Source organism: Piscinibacter lacus (assembly GCF_016735685.1).
Lineage (GTDB): Bacteria > Pseudomonadota > Gammaproteobacteria > Burkholderiales > Burkholderiaceae_C > Aquariibacter > Aquariibacter lacus.
On the sequence record NZ_JAERRA010000001.1, the window covers coordinates 1,804,898 to 1,821,227 of the forward strand.

Genomic DNA, 16,330 nt, shown 5'->3' on the forward strand with positions numbered 1-16,330 from the left:
ATCAGCCAGGTTCCAAAAACCATCAGCCACCCGATTCATCGGGAAGCCTCGCCGTTGCTGGGTTTTCGATGGTTTCGGGCATGCGTACTTTTTCCGCCAGTTCAGCGGCTACCAGCGCCCGAATCTGCGCCTGCCACACGTCATCGGCGTGCATGCTGGGGTACTTCTGACGGTCGATCAGGGGCCCCGCCAGCTTGTCCACCAGCGGATCAGCGCCGTTCAGTTGCTGCACCATGATGTTCAGCGGGGTGGAGGCCTTGCCCTCGGGTCGCCCCATCAGATACTGCGCGCTATCTCACGCATTCAAGGCACACCCCGCTGGCGGGGCGGGCTGCATTCCGCCCTGTGGCGTCGTTTTTTGTCCACATGGGTCCCCGCGCGGTGCCTAAGGGGGTGGGCGCTCTCACTTTAGGCATGCCCCCCGGTCGCCATCGGGTGCATCCGTCAAGGCTCGACATCAGGCCAGGCCCGAGGCCCGCATGAAGCCTGGGCACCGCTGAAGGATGGTCTGCACCGGCTCAATCCGCCGGTCAGCGCCGGCAAGGCGGCCGCTCAACGCCACCAGGCAGCGCCGGTTGTCGGCCAGCGCCGCGCATTCCAGGCACAGCCGGCGGTCGTCGCGCTGGCGGTCGCGCAGCGTCAGCCGTTCGGCCAGGTGTTCGGCGTCTGCCACCCGGCCCATGCGGATGAACCGCGCTTCCCGCGCCGTGAACGCGCTTAACTCGGCATCGTCCCAGCCGCCAGCGTGGCACTCGTCGCCTTGCTCGGGCGTCATCAGCGGGTTGCTGCTGCGCCGTGATGGTGGGTCTTGCGCCTCGGCTTGCAGCGCCAGCACCAGCGCATCGCGCTCGGTCCGGATCGCCGCGCGGTGGTCGTCGGTCAGCGCGGTGCGCGGTGCGACGTGCAGCCCGCCGGCCGGCGTCAACGTCAGCACCAGGCCAGCGCCGCGCAGGTGGTGCAGCAGCTCGGGCGCACCCATCAGAAGACCTCGCCGTCGTCGGTCAGCACGCCATCGCGGGGCGGGGGCATACCTTTTTCCGGCACCTCACCAGCGACACCACGTCCTGAATGTCCTGTACGTCCTGCTGCTGCGCTCGATCCTTCCGGCCTGGGCGTCGCGGTCGCCGGCCGGGCAGGACTTGCAGGACTTGCAGGACATGGGTCTACCGCCTGGGGCTTGGAAAAAATGTGCCACCGGATCACGCCGCCGATCTTGGGCAGGCTCTTGCACTCGAACCCGATCAGCCGCAGCGCGGGTGCCAGCCGCCGCAGCGCGTCGCCCAGCCCCTTCGGGGATCGCGGCCAGGCTTCGCCCTGGGGCCGGTAGCGGTCCAGGCGGTCGAGTAGTTCGGACAGCGTGCCGTTGAAGCCAGCGGGCACGTCGGCCAGGTAGGCGGCCAGCGCGGCGCCCACAGGTGAAGCATCGATGGTGCGCAGCACGCCTTCCTTGCGCATCTCGCTGTACCGGGCCAGGAAAGCGCCGGCCGGCTTGCCGTGAACCCTGAACACCGCTTCACCCAGCGCCGCGAAGTCGGCCATGCGGGGCCGATGCTCTGGCGCAATTGACACGCTGGGCAGCGCCGCCAGCACCTTGGCGAACAGGTCCAACAGTGCGCCCAGCAGCGCGGGCTGTGCGGTCTCGAACCGCGCTTCCATGTCGCCGGCCAGCTCGCGGCTATGGATGGTCGGCAGGTCGATATGCAGGCAGCGGTCCAACAGGTCTTGCGCGGTCACGATCACGCTGATTCCGTTCAGCACGATGGGCTTGCGCAGTTCGAGGATGGTTTCTTCGGCGTTGGTGTAGAGCGTGCGCGCCGAGTAACCGCCGCCCGTCGCCAGCACGCACAGCGCGTCCTGATACGGCTGGTGCAGGTGGCTCAGGTTCTCCAGGCTCACCATGTGCGAGTTGCGCGCCGCGATCCACACTTCTTCCACGGACTTCGGCGCGGCCCGCAGGTCGGCCTGATTCGGGTCGATCAGCCGCCGCAGTGCCCGCTGTGTCGAACTCTTGGCGCTGCCTTGCTCGCCCACCAGTTCCAGCACCACATGCGGGGTGTCGGCTCGCAGGCATTCCAGCATCCAGGCCAGCACCATCAGGCGGTCGGCCTCGGGGATGTTGACCAGCGGCCACAGTGCATCCAGCGAGCCGCCACGCTCGGGCACCGGCAACGGTCGCATGGATGCGCTGCGGGTGAACAGCGGGGCGCCCGCGCCGGCCACCACAGCCCAGCCCGTCGCCGTCACTTGCACGCACTGCCATGCGTCGTTGCACAGGTCCAGCCAGTAGCCCGCCTCGGTCTTGGCGATGCGGGTGAACACCTCGCACGCTTCGCCCTCGAACTGCGCCTGCCCGCGCAGCGTCGCCAGCGCCACCTTCAGCGACGTTTCGGTTGGCGCCCGGTCGTGCTGTGTGTAGTAAGCATGGCTCAGGTAGTCGCTGAAGCCACTGGACAGCACGCCATGCACCTGACGCGCGCCGGCCGCCTCGAACACGGCATAGGGTTCGCGTTGCGCGTCGTGCAGGAACTGGCACTGACTGCGGGCCAGGGCGATCAGCTTATCGGCGACGTTTTCGTCGTCGCCAGTCGGTGCGCCAACGCCGTGATTCAGTTGCCTGTCCAGTTCGGTGACGCCCACCCCGGCCCGCTTCAGCCGGGCGCGCAGCCGCACCCAGCCCGCGAAGTCTTGCGCCCGCAGGTCGCGCAGGGTTGCCAGCGCCGCCGGCTCGAACGGTGCGCCCGCGTCGCCGGCTTCGGCGGCCAGCGCCAGCGCGTCGGCGTCGGTGGTGGTCTTGTCGGCTTCCTGCTGCTGCACCGCGTCCAAGACCTCGGGGTCGGCCGCCGCTTCGATCAGCGCCAGGTCGTTCAGCGCGGCATTCATGCTGCGGCCTCCGATGCCGCCACGGCCGGCGCCGTGCGCTGCGCCCACACGTCGCACCAGTCGGCGCCCGATGTGCTGGGCGTCATAACGGCCACACTGAGGCCCGCGCGCATGGCCCGCGCCTTCAGGCTCTGCGCAGCCGCAGCGCCGGCCGGGTCGGCGTCGGCGAACACCACGATGCGCCTGACGCCAGCGGGCCAGGTGTAGGCGGCCAGGTTGCCCGCGCAGTAGGCGGCCACGGTGGGCAAGCCTGACGCCAGGTGCGCAGCCTGGGCAGTCTCGATCCCCTCGGCGATGCCGATGATGCCATCCTGCGCGTCGTGCAGCGGGATGCAGGCACCGGACAGCGGCCCAGCCGCGCCGGTCAGTTTCTTGACCGTGGGCACCGGAGCCTTGCAGCCGTCCGCCGTCAGGTAGGTGCGGTGCAGCGCCAGCATGCGCCCATCGGGCGCCACCAGCGGCGCCACCATCGCCGGCCAGGCGCCACGGTCGCCGCCGTCCCAGTAGGTCAGGTGCGGGTGCAGCCGCAGGCACTCGGGCACCGGCCCGGCCAGCCCGCGCCGCCGCAGGTACAGCGATACCGGGTCGCCATCCGAAACCGGCACCGTCTTCGCCCACTGCGACGCGTTACGCTGGGCGTTGATGGTTTGTTGCTGGCGGTGGTGGGCATCGCGTTGCGCCTTGGCCTGGGCCACCCGGCGGGCCATGTCGGCACGCTCGGCCGGCGTCATCAGCTCGCGCCGCTGCGCGGTCCACACCGATGACATGCCGCTGCGGAAGTCACCGAAGACCCCGGCCCGGCCATCCTCGAACAGTTGGCACCATCCGGCCTTGTCGCTGGCGCGGGCCGATGTGCTGAAGCGATGGATGCGGCCGGGCTCGATCAGCTCGGGGGCACGGCCCAGCGCGGCCAGGATCGCCACGCGGAAGTTGTCGGCGGCCTCACGCATGGGCACCCCCTACTTGATCGAGAAACCGCGCCACGGCCGCCAGGTCGCGCAGCTCGCGCGCCATGCCCCAGCGGGTGACGTAGAAGCACACAGGCCCATCGCCGGGCGCCGTGCGGTGCAGGCTGTAGCCCTTCAGCGCCAGGTGCGCCCGCAGCGTGGCGAACCGCTTGCCGTCGTCGGTGGGTTGCTCGAAAATGAGGCGCTGCGTTTCTGTCTGCACCGGGCCTCCGACGTTTGCCGCGTCGGGGGCCTTTTCACTGGTGCGCGTCACCACAGCATGCGCAGCAGCGGTGCCCAGCGGTGCCAGGTCAACAACATCGTGGTGGGCCAGCTCAGGCGCGGCCAAGCCCGGCACAGTGCCGTGGTCTTGGGCATCCATGCCGGCCTCACCGCGCGGCCTGGGCGTCAAGCCACTGGCGCACGTCTTCCACGCGCCAGGCGGTCACACGCTCGGACAGCTTCACCGGCTTGGGGAACGTCCCGGCCTTCACCCGGCGCCACAGCGTCGCCGACGAAAACGGCACCGGGGCAGGGATCAGTTGGGACTGGCGAACGTAGCCCGTCGCGGGCAGTTCGCCGAAGGGGCGGGGGTCTTGTGCCATGTCGTCATACCTCGTGATACGGGGTGAAGGAACGACATGGAATCTATGGATCAGCCCGCCATCGGGCACCCCAACAGGGGCAGCGACTACCCCAGCGGGGGCGTCAGGTCGAATGCAGCCGGCGCCGCGCGTCGGCGAACTTGGCTTCCAGCGTGGTCTTGGAAATGCCGGGCTTGTCGCTGTAGTTCTCGATCAGTTCGCGGATCACGGCCGCGTCACTGTCCCGGCCGCTGCGCGGGGTGCGCACCAGTTCCAGCAGGGCGCCGATGATGGTCAGGTAGGTGGCTTCTGCTCGCTCGCCAGGAACGGCCATCTTGTCCACCATCGCGCGCAGCGAATCCCGTTCGCCCAACAGCGCGTCACGCTCGGCCACGATGGTGTTGCCCCACTTGCGCGCCTGCTCAAGCTCGGCTCGGGCCGCGTCACGGTCAGCCTGCAATGCTCTGAAGGAGTCCGCATTGATCGCAGCATGCGCGCTGCGCTCGATCTCATCGAACAGGAATGCCGGCTTGCGTCCTGGGTGGTACTTCACCATCCATTCGCGCAGGTCGGTATGCCGCACCGTCAGCCTGGGCCGTGCCACATGCTCGCCAGCGGGAACTGACTTCCCATCCCGGCCGTGCGGAATTTCACCGTGCAGGATCGCGTCGAGAATCTTTTCGGTGTTCGCCTGAAGGCACGGCCACTGCGGAAACTGTCCGGTCTTCGGGATGTGGTCATCGCCCAGCGATTGAAGAATCATCCCCTCGTGCTGGGTAAGGTTGCACCAGCGCAGCGCGGCTTCCACCGGTCTGTAGAACGGGCGTTGCAGCGCGTTGCAGCTCTTGGAATCGTATCCGTCGATCATCAGCGCCCCTTCGTGCGCCCCTTCGATGGGTGCCACGCCAGCCTGTGAAGGTGAACCGGTTTTCGCCCTCGGGGATCAGCCTCGGGCTAGGCGTGGCAAACGGGTCAGGTCGCCGGCGTCATGCAGCGGCCCGAATCGGGATCACGTTGTCTTGGCGCCAGGGCTCGCCGGCCTCGCAGGCCAGCACGAAAGACGCCCACGTTTCCAGCGCCGCCCGGCGTTCGGTCATGTAGTCGTGCTGGTCATAGACGCCCACTAGGCCACCCAGCGAGTGATTCAGGCAGCGTTCGGCCACGATGACGTTGACGCCCAGCGCGGCCAGGTGGCTGCGTGCCGTGGATCGCAGGTCGTGCGGGGTGAAGCGCCGCACTTTCTCGCCCAGCGCGTCGCACAGCTTGTGCAGCATGGCGTTCAGCGTGCGCTGCTCGAACGGCACTTCCGCGCCGCCGTGGTTGCGGGTGCGCCGGGTCTGGCGTGCGGGCAGCACGAACCGCGAACCGCAGGCCAGCGGCTTCAGCGCCGCGAAGCACGCCAGCGCGGCCGGCACCAGCGGCACCGTGAAGCCTCGTCCGGTCTTGGAATTGGCGTCGGGCACGAACCATTCGGCCCGGCCGAAATCGACGTGCGCCCACTCGGCCTTTGTCAGCTCGCCGATGCGGGTACAGGTCAGCAACAGCAGCTTGACGGCCAGCGCGTTGTCGGTGCCGATGGTGGGCAGCGCGGGCAGCACCGCGCGCAGCTCGGCTTCGGTCAGCTTCAGCCGCTGTCGGCGTGGCTCGGCCTTGCCGATGATCGCCGCCACGGACACGCCAGCGCATGGGTTCGCGGTCACGGCATGCCGGGCCACGCCGTGCTTAAAGATCTCCGACAGCGCCGTGAAGACCAGTTCGATGACGGCCGGCGTCTTGGTGCGGTGCAGGGCCTCGATGAAACGCACCACGTCGGCGGTGGTGACTTCACGCGCGGTCATGCTGCCCAGCCTCGGGCCGATGACGCCCTCGATATGCTGGCGCCGCTGCTTCACCGTGCTGGCGGCCAGCGTCGGGAACACCTTCGCCATGTAGTCGTCGGAAAGTTGTCTGAAGCTCTTGGCGGCCGCTAACTCGGTCTTCTCCCGCTGCCGCTCGCGCGCCACGTCGGCTCCGGCCTGTACCTGGGCGCGGGCTTCGCCGGCCCGCTTGCGGGCCTCCTTCAGCGACACGTCGGGGTACTGGCCCAGCGTCAGTTCGCGCGGTTTGCCGCCGAAGCGATACCTCAGCACCCACGCCGCCGTCCCGGCTGCCGACAGCGTGAACGTCAGCCCGTTGCCGTCCGCCTTGGCGACGGGCGTCCCGGCCTTGATCCAGCGCCGAATCTGGGGGTCGGACAGCTTGTCGATCTGCTTCGCCACGGTGCAGCCCTAGGAGTTGTGTAGCTAGGAGGTCTAGCTACGCATCTAGCTACACAAAGTCTACGCGATGCAGCGAAGCGCCGTGAAGTTAATTGACAAGAAAAAGCCCGCAGCGGCGGGCACTTGTGATCTTTATGTGTAGCTTTGTGAGGCCGCCTGAAGCACACATTCACGTTCCAGGTCGCGAATTGCATCGGCACGGTCACAAGCTTAGGCAGGGGCAGGGCGCCCGATCATGCCAGCGCCCGGTCGGCACTCACTCGACGACCTGCACGCCCTTCCAGAAGGCCACCCGCCCGCGGATGGCTTCGGCGGCCTCCTTGGGCTCGGGGTAGGTCCAGACGGCGTCGGGGTTGACCTCGCCGTTGACGAAGAGGCTCAGGTAGCGAGCCTCGCCCTTCCACGAGCAGGTGGTGCGCGTGTTGCTCGCCAGGGTGTAGGCCGGGTTCAGGGCCGCGGCGGGGAAGTAGTGGTTGCCTTCGATCACGACCGTGTCGGGGCTTTCGGCGACGACGACGCCTTTCCAGAGGGCTTTCATGAGGGGCTTTCCGGGGGGTGGGGAAGAAGGCGGGAAGTCTCGGCGATCCCGCCCGCCGTGACGCGCCGCGGGCGATCAGCGGAAGTTGCGCGCGGGGGCTTGCAGGGCGCCCAGCCAGTCGCTCAGGTCCAGCAGGTGGCGCGCACGCAGCTGGCCGACGCCGTGCCTGAGCTGCCAGCGGCCGGCCACGGCCAGCAGGCGGGCCTGCAGCAGCGGCGTGCGCTGGCGTTCGCGCAGGCGGCGGTCGACGATGACCTGGGTGCAGCCGGTCTCGTCCTCCAGGCTGAGGAAGACGGTGCCGCCGGCGGTGCCGGGCGCCTGGCGCATCAGCACCAGGCCGCAGGCCCAGGTGGGCTGATCGTCGGCCAGGCCGGCCAGTTCGCGTGCGCTGCGCAGGCCGCGGGCGGCCAGGCGCGGGCGCAGCAGGGCCAGGGGATGGCGGCGCAGCGAGAGCCCGAGCTGCGCATGGTCCTGCGCGATGGCCTCGGCCTCGGCCATCGGGGGCAGGGGCGGCGGGGCTTCGGCGGGAGCGCCCAGGCCGTCCAGGGCCAGCACGGCGCCGGGGGCGCTGGCGGCCCAGAGCTGCTGGCGGCGCCGGCCGGCCAGGCGGCGCAGGGCATCGGCCCGGGCCAGGGCCTGCAGGGCCGGGCGGCCCAGGCCGCTGCGGCGGCGCAGATCGTCCAGATCGCGGAAGGGTCCGCCGGCCTGGCGGGCCTCGACCAGGGCCTGCGCGTCCGCCTGCGCCAGGTTCGCCACCTGGCGTAGGCCCAGGCGCACGGCGGGCTGGCCGGGCCGGCCGCGATCGGGCCAGGCGGGGCCGTCGATGGCAGCGCTCTCGGCCGGGCCGGGCGGCTCGGCCTCGGGCGGCTCCAGCCGGCAGTCCCAGTCGCTGCGCTGCACATCGACCGGGCGCACGGCCACGCCATGGCGGCGCGCGTCCTGCACGAGCTGGGCGGGCGCGTAGAAGCCCATGGGCTGCGCGTCCAGCACGGCGGCCAGGTAGATCGCCGGTTCGTGGCATTTCAGCCAGGCGCTCAGGTAGGCCAGCAGCGCGAAGCTGGTGGCATGGCTTTCCGGGAAACCGTATTCGCCGAAGCCCTCGATCTGGCGAAAGAGCTGCTCGGCGAAGTCGCGCGCATAGCCGCGTGCCGTCATGCCCTCGACGATGCGGGCGTGGAAATGGCCCACGCCGCCCTTGCGCCGCCAGGCGGCCATGGCGCGGCGGAGCTGGTCGGCCTCGCCGCCGCTGAAGCCGGCGGCGATCATGCAGAGCTGCATGACCTGCTCCTGGAAGATCGGCACGCCCAGGGTGCGGCCCAGGGCCTCGTCCAGCGCGGGATAGGGGCTGTGCGCGGGCTCCAGCCCCTGCTTGCGGCGCAGGTAGGGATGCACCATGCCGCCCTGGATGGGCCCGGGCCGGACGATGGCCACCTGCACGACCAGCTCGTAGAAGCAGGCCGGCCGCAGCCGCGGCAGCATGGCCTGCTGGGCGCGGCTCTCGATCTGGAACAGGCCGACGGTGTCGGCGCGCTGGATCATGGCGTAGGTGGCCGGGTCCTCGCGCGGGATGTCGGCCAGCGTCCAGGGCCGCGGCCCTTCGGGCGAGGGCAGGGGGCCCCGCCAGGCCGTCAGGCCGGCCAGCGCGCGCCGCAGCAGGCTCAGCATGCCCAGGGCCAGCACGTCCACCTTCAGCAGGCCCAGGGCTTCGAGGTCGTCCTTGTCCCACTGGATGACGCTGCGGCCGTCCATCGCGGCCGGCTCGATCGGCACCAGCCGCGTCAGCCGCCCGCGCGCGATCACCATGCCGCCGCTGTGCTGCGACAAATGGCGCGGAAAGCCCATGAGCTGCTGCACCAGCCCCAGCCAGCGCCGCAGGCCGGGCGCCTCCGCGGGCAGGCCCAGCTCGGCCATGCGCTGCGGCAGGGTCTCGGGCGCGTCGAAGCCCTGCAGGCTGCCGGCCAGGCGCTCGATGGTCGCCGGCGCGATCCCCAGGGCCTGGCCCACCTCGCGCACCGCGCCGCGCACGCGGTAGGTGCTGAGCGCGGCGGCCATCGCGCAGCGCTGGCGGCCGTACTTGGCATAGAGGTACTGGATGACCTCCTCGCGGCGCTCATGCTCGAAGTCCACATCGATGTCCGGCGGCTCGTCGCGCTCGACGCTGATGAAGCGCTCGAACAGCAGGCTCGCGGTCTGCGGGTCGACTTCGGTGATGCCCAGGCAGTAGCAGACGGCCGAATTCGCCGCCGAGCCCCGCCCCTGGCAGAGGATGCCGCGCCCGCGTGCGAAGAGCACCGCGTCGTAGACCGTCAGGAAGAAGGGCTCGTAGGCCTTCAGGGCAATCAGGGCCAGCTCGCGCTCGATCTGCTCGCTCACCGCAGCCGGCACACCCTGCGGATAGCGGCGCGCGGCGCCGGCGGCCGTCAGCGCACGCAGGTAGCTGGCCGGACTGTGGCCGGGCGGGACCAGCTCGTCCGGATACTCGTAGCGCAGCTCGCTGAGCGAGAAGCGGCAGCGCCGCGCGAAGTCCCAGGCCGCCGCCTGCCAGGCGGGGCGGAACAGGGTGGCGCGGCTCAGCGCGTCGCGCAGGTGCTGCTCGGCATTGGGCGCCAGGGCGCGGCCGCAGTCGGCCAGCGGCTTGCCCAGGCGGATGGCGCTCAGCGTGTCCTGTAGCGGCTTGCGCGAGCGGCGGTGCATCAGCACGTCGCCGGCCGGCAGCAGCGGCAGGCCGCTGGCGGCGGCCACCGCCTCCAGGGCGGCGATGCGGGCTTCGTCCTCGCCCAGGCGCAGCAGCACCAGGCCGATGCCGACCCGCGGCGGTTCGCCCGGCAGGGGCGGGAAGTGCTGCGCCAGCCAGCGTGCCTGGGCCCGCCAGCGCGGCAGGGGCTCGGGCGGGGGCTCGGCCGGGCCAGCCGCATCCGGCGGGTCGGCGGCCTCCGGCTCGGCGGGCGGCGGGGCGGCGCCCTCGGGCAGCCAGACGATCAGGCAGCCCGGCAGGCCCGGGCGCAGCGCGCGGTCGGCGGGCGGGCGCAGCAGATCCTGCGGATGCAGGCGGTAGCTGCCCTTGGCGCAGCGGCTGCGGCCCAGGCTGATCAGCTCGGCCAGGTCGCCATAGCCTTCGCGGTCGCGGGCCAGCAGCACCAGGCGCAGCGGTGCGGGCGGCAGGCCGGGCTCGGGCGCCGGCCCGGCCTCCAGGGTGAACAGGCTGCTGCACAGCAGTTGCAGCGGCCGGCCGGCCAGGCGCTGGCGGCGCGTCTCCTCATGCGCGCGGACGATGCCGGCCAGCGAGCACTCATCGCTCAGTGCCAGGGCGGCATAGCCCAGCTCGGCGGCGCGGGCGACCAGTTCCTCGGGATGCGAGGCGCCGGTCAGGAAGCTGAAGTTGCTGCGGCAGACCAGCTCGACCGGCGGGACGGGGCCAGCCGCATCGCCCGCTGCGCCGGCGGGCGCGGTCTCCAGCGGCAGGCCGGTGGCGGCCGCCCAGGCGGGATCGATCGGGTCCACGGCGTCTCAGCCGAACCAGCCGTGCAGGAACCAGGCGCCGTCCGCCCCCGGCCCGTCCAGGCGGCGGAAGACCCAGCGCCAGCGCTGGTCAGCCCCCAGCGCGGGCTGGTAGTCGCGGCGCTCGCCGGGGCTGTCAAACCAGCCGGCTTCCAGGCGTTCGGCCCGGCCCAGCAGGCGCAGCGGCGCGCCTTCATGCCAGGGCTGGCCGCGGGCGTCGCAGGGCAGGGCTTCGGGCCGGTCCAGCAGCCACAGCGGGCGCGGGCCGGGGGGCGCGGGCGGGGCGTGCCGCGCGCGGCCGGTGGTGCTTGAGGGGGGCAGCGCGCGGGCCGGTCGCTCGCGCTGGGCGCGCTCGGGCCGGTGGTCGTCGCAGGCTTCCAGCTCGCGCAGCCGGCCGGGGCCCAGGCGGGCATTCAGGCGGTCGATCAGCTCGGCGCGGCGGCGCAGGTCCTGCTCGGGGCCGGGCCAGAGCTGGCCCTCGCCCGGGTCCTCGGCCGTGCTGCCCAGCAAGTCCAGCCGCAGCGCCCGCACGGCGGCCGGCAAGCGGCAGCGCGCAAGCTTCTCGCCCATCAGCGCGGCCAGGCGCTCGGGGCGATGCTCGGCCTGTGCCAGGTCCAGGCGCAGCACGGTGTCGGGCTGCGCTTCGCGGCGCTGCGGATGTGCCAGCCGCAGCATCAGCCGGCTGGCCTGGCGGCGACGCGGCTGCAGCCAGGCCGCCAGCGCCGCCCAGGCCGGGGCCAGGGCGGCGGCCAGGGCCTCCAGCCGCTCTTCATGGGCCGGCAGTTCCAGCCGCCACAGCCAGGGGTCTTCGACCTGCCAGAGGTCGGGCAGCTCGGGCGCCTCGCCCCAGGCGCGATCCAGCGCGCGCAGCAGGCCGGGCCCGAAGCGGGCCTGCAGCCCGGCGCGCGGCAGTTGGCGCAGCGCGCCGAGCGTGGCGCAGCCCAGGGCTTCGGCCAGCGGCTGCCAGGCGGCGGCCTCGCCCGGTTCGGCCGGCCAGGCGCGCCGCAGGGCGGGCAGCAGGTCGACGGGCAGCGTCGCCAGCCGCTGCTGGAGCCGGTGCCGCTGCAGCAGCCGGCGCGGCCCGTCCGGCGCCTGGGCCAGCAGCCAGGCGCCGGTGGCGGTCGGCGCCAGGCCCCAGCGACCCCGCCCGGGCCAGGCGCCGCCGCCCGGCCCGGCGGCTTGCCGGCCGGTCTCGGCCAGGCGCCGCAGCAGCGCGCGCAGCCCGCCGAAGAGGCGCAGCGTGGGCGCCAGGTCCAGCAGCAGGCCTTCGTCGCGCAGCACGATGCGTGCACTGAAAGCCGACAGGCGCCGCGCCAGGGCTTGCAGCGCCTCGGCCTCGGCCGCCGGGTCGCGCGGCCGCAGCGCGCCGGACAGGTCGGGCAGCCAGAGCGCCAGCCACAGCGGCGGACGGGAGAAAGGGGGTGGCATGGCCGGCGGCTTCGTCCACAGCGTTTCAGACCAGGCCCAGCCGCCGCGCAGCGGCGCTGCGCGGCACCGGCCGCGGCGCCGACACGGGGCGGGCGGTGGCCGGCCCCAGCGGCTGCAAGCGCGCTGCGCCCAGGCGCAGGGGATGCGGGCGCGGCAGATGCAGCAAGCGGTCCAGCGGCGGGCCCTGGCGCTTGAGCAGGCGCAGCGTCAGCGCCGGCCCGGCGACCGCGTCCAGTTGCAGGCGCAGCGGCGCCGGGCTGGCCTGCGTAGCCACCGCCAGCGGCCGCAGCAGCACCAGCAGGCAGGCCGGCGAGCCCTGGGCCGCGCGGTGCAGGCGCCGCAGGCTCAGCGCCGGCAGCGGCTGCATGCACCACCAGACGATGGCCAGGGCCAGGCCGCTGCGCAGGGCCTGCTCGACCGCCCAGGCGGTGTCCGCCGCCCGGGCCTCACGCAGCAGCAGCAGCGGCAGCCCGGCCAGGCCCAGGGCGGCCAGGCCGTCGCGCTGCACGCCATGCGGCGGATCGACCCACAGCAGCCCCGCCGCGCCCGGCCGGGCCTGGTGCCCTTGCAGCAGGGGCGCCAGCAGGCCCAGCTCGCCGCTGGCCGGCGCAGGGATCAGCAGCTCGCTCAGCGCCCCCAGCGGCCAGCCGCGCCCGGGCAGCACGGCGTCCAGGCCGGACAGCCCGCTGGGGCAGCAGGCCCCGCTCGGCGCCGCCAGGCGGTCGGCCCGCCACAGGCCGTCCAGGCGCGGCAAGGGCGGGGCGCGGCCGGCGGCCGGAGCTGGGGGGAGGGACGAAAACATATGTGTATTTGTACAGCATATGCATCTCGCCCGATGAGCCTGGGGGGCTGGGTCGCAAGGGCTTTTTCACGGCCGCCGGCGCCCGCCGGGGCGCCCGCTGCGGCGCTCACACCTTCTCAGCCCGGCGGCAGGCGGCGGTAGCTGACGAAGGCATGGCCCAGCGGCGCGTCGGCGGCGCCAGCCTCGCGCAGGGTCTCGACGAAGGCTTCGCGCGGCCAGTTGGGGAAGCGGGTGTCGGCATCCGGCACGTCCAGCTCGATCTCGGTCAGCACCAGGCCGTCGGCGCGCTGCAGGGCCTGGGCATAGAGCTGGCCGCCGCCGATCAGGAAGACCTTGGGCACGCCGTCCGGCGGCAGGCCGCCGGGGGCGGCCTGGGCCTGGGCCCAGTCGCTGGCGGCGGCGAGGGCCTCGTCGAGGCTGTTCGCGGCATGGGCGCCGGGGGCTTGCCAGGCGGGATCGCGGCTGATGACCCAGTTGGGCCGGCCGGGCAGGGGGCGGAAGCGCGCGGGCAGGCTGTCCCAGGTCTTGCGGCCCATGAGCACGGGGCAGCCCATCGTGACGCGGCGGAAGAAGGCCAGGTCCTGCGGCAGGTGCCAGGGCATGGTGCCGTCGCGGCCGATCGCGCCGTCGCGGGCCACGGCGGCGATCAGCCAGAGTTCGGGACGGGACATGGTTCAGACGGCCACAGGGGCTTTGAGGGCGGGATGGTGCTGGTAGCCGACGAGCTCGAAATCCTCGTAGGCGTAGTCGAAGATCGAGTCCGGCCGGCGCCGCAGCAGCAGGGTCGGCAGCGGGTAGGGCTCGCGTTCGAGCTGCGTCTGCACCTGGGCCAGGTGGTTGCTGTAGATGTGGCAGTCGCCGCCGGTCCAGATGAAGTCGCCCACGTCCAGGTCGGCCTGGGCGGCCATCAGGTGGGTCAGCAGGGCATAGCTGGCGATGTTGAAGGGCACGCCCAGGAAGAGGTCGGCACTGCGCTGGTACATCTGGCAGCTCAGCCGGCCGCGGCCACCGTCGACGCCGGGGGCCACGTGGAACTGGAAGAAGGCATGGCAGGGCATCAGGGCCATCTTGGGCAGCTCGGCCACATTCCAGGCGCTGACCACGATGCGGCGCGAGTCGGGCTCGGTCCTGAGCAGGCGCAGGGCCTCGGCAATCTGGTCGATGCTGCCGCCGTCCGGGTCGTGCGGATTGGGCCAGGAGCGCCACTGCACGCCGTAGACCGGGCCCAGGTCGCCGTCGGGCGCTGCCCATTCGTCCCAGATCGTCACGCCGCGCTCTTGCAGCCAGCGGGCATTGCCGTCGCCGCGCAGGAACCACAGCAGCTCCAGCGCGATGGACTTGAAGTGCACCTTCTTCGTCGTGATCAGCGGGAAGCCGGCCGACAGGTCGAAGCGCATCTGGTGCCCGAAGACCGACAAGGTGCCGGTGCCCGTGCGGTCGCCCTTGGCCACGCCGTGGGCCAGCACATGGCGCAGCAGGTCTTCGTAGGGGGTGGGGAGGGGGGACGGGCTCATGGCAGATTTTCGGTCGGCGTGAAGCGTGCGGGTCCCGCTCAGGCGGGGTCTCCGTCCCCCTCGAACTGCACCGCCGCCAGCCGCGTATACAGCGCGCAGCGGCCCAGCAGCTCGGCATGGCGGCCGATGTCGACGATGCGACCCTGCTCCATCACCACGATGCGGTCGGCATGCTGCACGGTGGACAGGCGGTGGGCGATGACGAGCGTGGTGCGGCCGCGCATGGCCTCGGTCAGCGCGGCCTGCACGGCGCGTTCGCTCTCGGTGTCGAGCGCGCTGGTGGCCTCGTCCAGCAGCAGCAGCGGCGCGTTCTTCAGGATGGCCCGGGCGATCGCGATGCGCTGGCGCTGGCCGCCCGAAAGGCGCACGCCGCGCTCGCCCAGGTAGGTGGCATAGCCCTCGGGCAGCGCGCGCAGGAAGCCGTCGGCCTGGGCGGCGGTGGCAGCGGCCAGCACCTCGGCCTCGCTGGCGTCGGGCCGGCCGTAGCGGATGTTCTCCAGCGCGCTGGTCGAGAACACGGTCGAGTCCTGCGGCACCAGGCCGATGCGGCTGCGCAGGTCGCCCAGGCGCAGCAGGGCGATGGGCACGCCGTCGAGGTCGATGCTGCCCTGCTGCGGCTCGTAGAAGCGCAGCAGCAACTGGAACAGCGTGCTCTTGCCGGCCCCGCTGGGGCCGACCAGGGCCACGGTCTCGCCCGGGCGCACGCTCAGGTCAAAGCCGTCCAGCGCCAGGGTGTCGGGCCGCGAGGGGTAGGCAAAGCGCAGGCCTTCGAGCCGCAGGGCGACGCCGGCCGGGTCGCGTGCGGGCAGGGCCTGGGCGTCGCGCGGCTCCTGGATGGGCGAGATGCCGTGCAGCAGCTCCAGCAGCCTCTCGCTGGCGCCGGCCGCGCGCAGCAGGTCGCCCCAGACCTCGGCCAGCACGGCCACGGAGCCGACGAAGATGATCACGTAGACGATGGTCTGGCCCAGGTGGCCGGCCGTGATCTCGCCGCGCACCACGGCCTGGGTGCCCTGGTACAGGCCCCAGAGCAGGGCCGCGAAGGTGGCCGCGATGATGAAGGCCACCAGCACCGCGCGCAGGCGGCTGCGCTTGACGGCGGTGCCGAAGGCGCGTTCGGTCGCATCGTCGAAGCGGCTGGCCTCGCGCGCCTCCTGGCCGTGGGCCTGCACGACCGGGATGGCACCCAGCACCTCGGCGGCGATGGCGCTGCTGTCGGCCACGCGGTCCTGGCTGGCGCGGGAGAGGCGCCGCACCTTGCGCCCGGCCCAGATCGCCGGCAGCACCACGCCCACCAGGATGCCCAGCACCTGCGCCATCACCACCGGGTTGGTGACGATGAGCATGGCCAGGGCGCCCAGGCCCATCACCGTGTTGCGCAGGCCCATGGACAGGCTGGAGCCGACCAGGGTCTGGACCAGCGTGGTGTCGGTGGTCAGGCGCGAGAGCACCTCGCCGACCTGGGTCGATTCGAAGAACTGGGGGCTTTGCTTCAGCACATGGCGGTAGACGGCATTGCGCAGGTCGGCCGTCACGCGTTCGCCGATCCAGCTCACCATGTAGAAGCGCGCGGCCGAGAACACCGCGAGCGCCACGCCCACGCCGAACAGGGCCAGGAAGTGGCCGCGCAGCGCGAACAGGCGCTCGCCCGGGTCGGCGGCGATGAAGCCCTGGTCGACCAGGGCCTTGAGCGCCACCGGAAAGGCCAGGGTGCTGGCCGCGGCCAGCACCAGGAAGAGTGCGGCCAGCAGCACCCGTCCGCGGTAGGGGCGGAAAAAGGGCAGCAGGCCGCGCAGCGGGCTGAGGCGGCGGCCGGCGGCGTCGGGGGAGGCGGGGGATGCGGGGCTCATGCGTGCGGGGAGGCGCCCCGGGCAGCGGGGCGTC

General features: G+C 72.3%; 15 protein-coding genes. All 15 read right to left on the reverse strand.

Going from position 1 to position 16,330, the window contains the following annotated elements; genetic code table 11:
• Window positions 1-22: 22 nt before the first annotated feature.
• Window positions 23-277, reverse strand: coding sequence for a hypothetical protein (locus JI742_RS08105; RefSeq protein WP_236676831.1), 255 nt, complete (start codon window positions 275-277; stop codon window positions 23-25).
• 180 nt (window positions 278-457) lie between these two features.
• On the reverse strand, window positions 458-979 hold the full coding sequence (locus JI742_RS08110; protein ID WP_201825411.1) for a hypothetical protein: 522 nt from the start codon (window positions 977-979) through the stop codon (window positions 458-460).
• Entirely contained in the window at window positions 979-2,880 is a 1,902-nt protein-coding gene (locus JI742_RS08115) for an AICE element replication initiation protein (RefSeq protein ID WP_201825413.1), read from the reverse strand. Before JI742_RS08115 ends, JI742_RS08110 begins: the two co-directional genes overlap by 1 nt.
• On the reverse strand, window positions 2,877-3,803 hold the full coding sequence (locus tag JI742_RS08120; RefSeq protein ID WP_201825415.1) for a DUF7146 domain-containing protein: 927 nt from the start codon (window positions 3,801-3,803) through the stop codon (window positions 2,877-2,879). The genes JI742_RS08115 and JI742_RS08120 overlap by 4 nt, the downstream gene beginning before the upstream one ends.
• A 19-nt stretch (window positions 3,804-3,822) precedes the next feature.
• Window positions 3,823-4,209, reverse strand: coding sequence for a hypothetical protein (locus JI742_RS08125; RefSeq protein WP_201825418.1), 387 nt, complete (start codon window positions 4,207-4,209; stop codon window positions 3,823-3,825).
• A gap of 7 nt (window positions 4,210-4,216) precedes the next feature.
• Window positions 4,217-4,432 (reverse strand): helix-turn-helix transcriptional regulator, encoded by a 216-nt coding sequence (locus tag JI742_RS08130; protein ID WP_201825420.1) that lies wholly within the window; start codon window positions 4,430-4,432, stop codon window positions 4,217-4,219.
• Between the two features lie 103 nt (window positions 4,433-4,535).
• Window positions 4,536-5,315 carry an ATP-binding protein gene (locus JI742_RS08135; RefSeq protein WP_201825422.1) on the reverse strand — a complete coding sequence of 260 codons (780 nt, stop codon included), beginning with the start codon at window positions 5,313-5,315 and terminating at the stop codon, window positions 4,536-4,538.
• 82 nt (window positions 5,316-5,397) lie between these two features.
• Window positions 5,398-6,669, reverse strand: coding sequence for a tyrosine-type recombinase/integrase (locus JI742_RS08140; RefSeq protein ID WP_201825424.1), 1,272 nt, complete (start codon window positions 6,667-6,669; stop codon window positions 5,398-5,400).
• A 256-nt stretch (window positions 6,670-6,925) separates the two neighbouring features.
• Window positions 6,926-7,207, reverse strand: a complete 282-nt coding sequence (locus tag JI742_RS08145; protein WP_201825426.1) for a DUF427 domain-containing protein — start codon at window positions 7,205-7,207, stop codon at window positions 6,926-6,928.
• Window positions 7,208-7,282: 75 nt separating this feature from the next.
• The gene (locus JI742_RS08150) at window positions 7,283-10,663 is read right to left on the reverse strand and encodes an error-prone DNA polymerase (protein ID WP_201826501.1); all 3,381 of its coding nucleotides are present in this window, start codon (window positions 10,661-10,663) and stop codon (window positions 7,283-7,285) included.
• 51 nt (window positions 10,664-10,714) lie between these two features.
• Window positions 10,715-12,133: a DNA polymerase Y subunit UmuC family protein gene (locus JI742_RS08155; protein WP_201825428.1), complete on the reverse strand. Its 1,419-nt coding sequence runs from the start codon at window positions 12,131-12,133 to the stop codon at window positions 10,715-10,717.
• A gap of 25 nt (window positions 12,134-12,158) precedes the next feature.
• On the reverse strand, window positions 12,159-12,935 hold the full coding sequence (locus JI742_RS08160) for a hypothetical protein (RefSeq protein ID WP_201825430.1): 777 nt from the start codon (window positions 12,933-12,935) through the stop codon (window positions 12,159-12,161).
• Between the two features lie 116 nt (window positions 12,936-13,051).
• Entirely contained in the window at window positions 13,052-13,606 is a 555-nt protein-coding gene (locus JI742_RS08165; protein ID WP_201825432.1) for a dihydrofolate reductase, read from the reverse strand.
• A gap of 3 nt (window positions 13,607-13,609) precedes the next feature.
• Window positions 13,610-14,449, reverse strand: a complete 840-nt coding sequence (locus tag JI742_RS08170) for a thymidylate synthase (RefSeq protein WP_201825434.1) — start codon at window positions 14,447-14,449, stop codon at window positions 13,610-13,612.
• 38 nt (window positions 14,450-14,487) lie between these two features.
• Window positions 14,488-16,296: an ABC transporter transmembrane domain-containing protein gene (locus JI742_RS08175; RefSeq protein ID WP_201825436.1), complete on the reverse strand. Its 1,809-nt coding sequence runs from the start codon at window positions 16,294-16,296 to the stop codon at window positions 14,488-14,490.
• Window positions 16,297-16,330 lie beyond the last annotated feature (34 nt).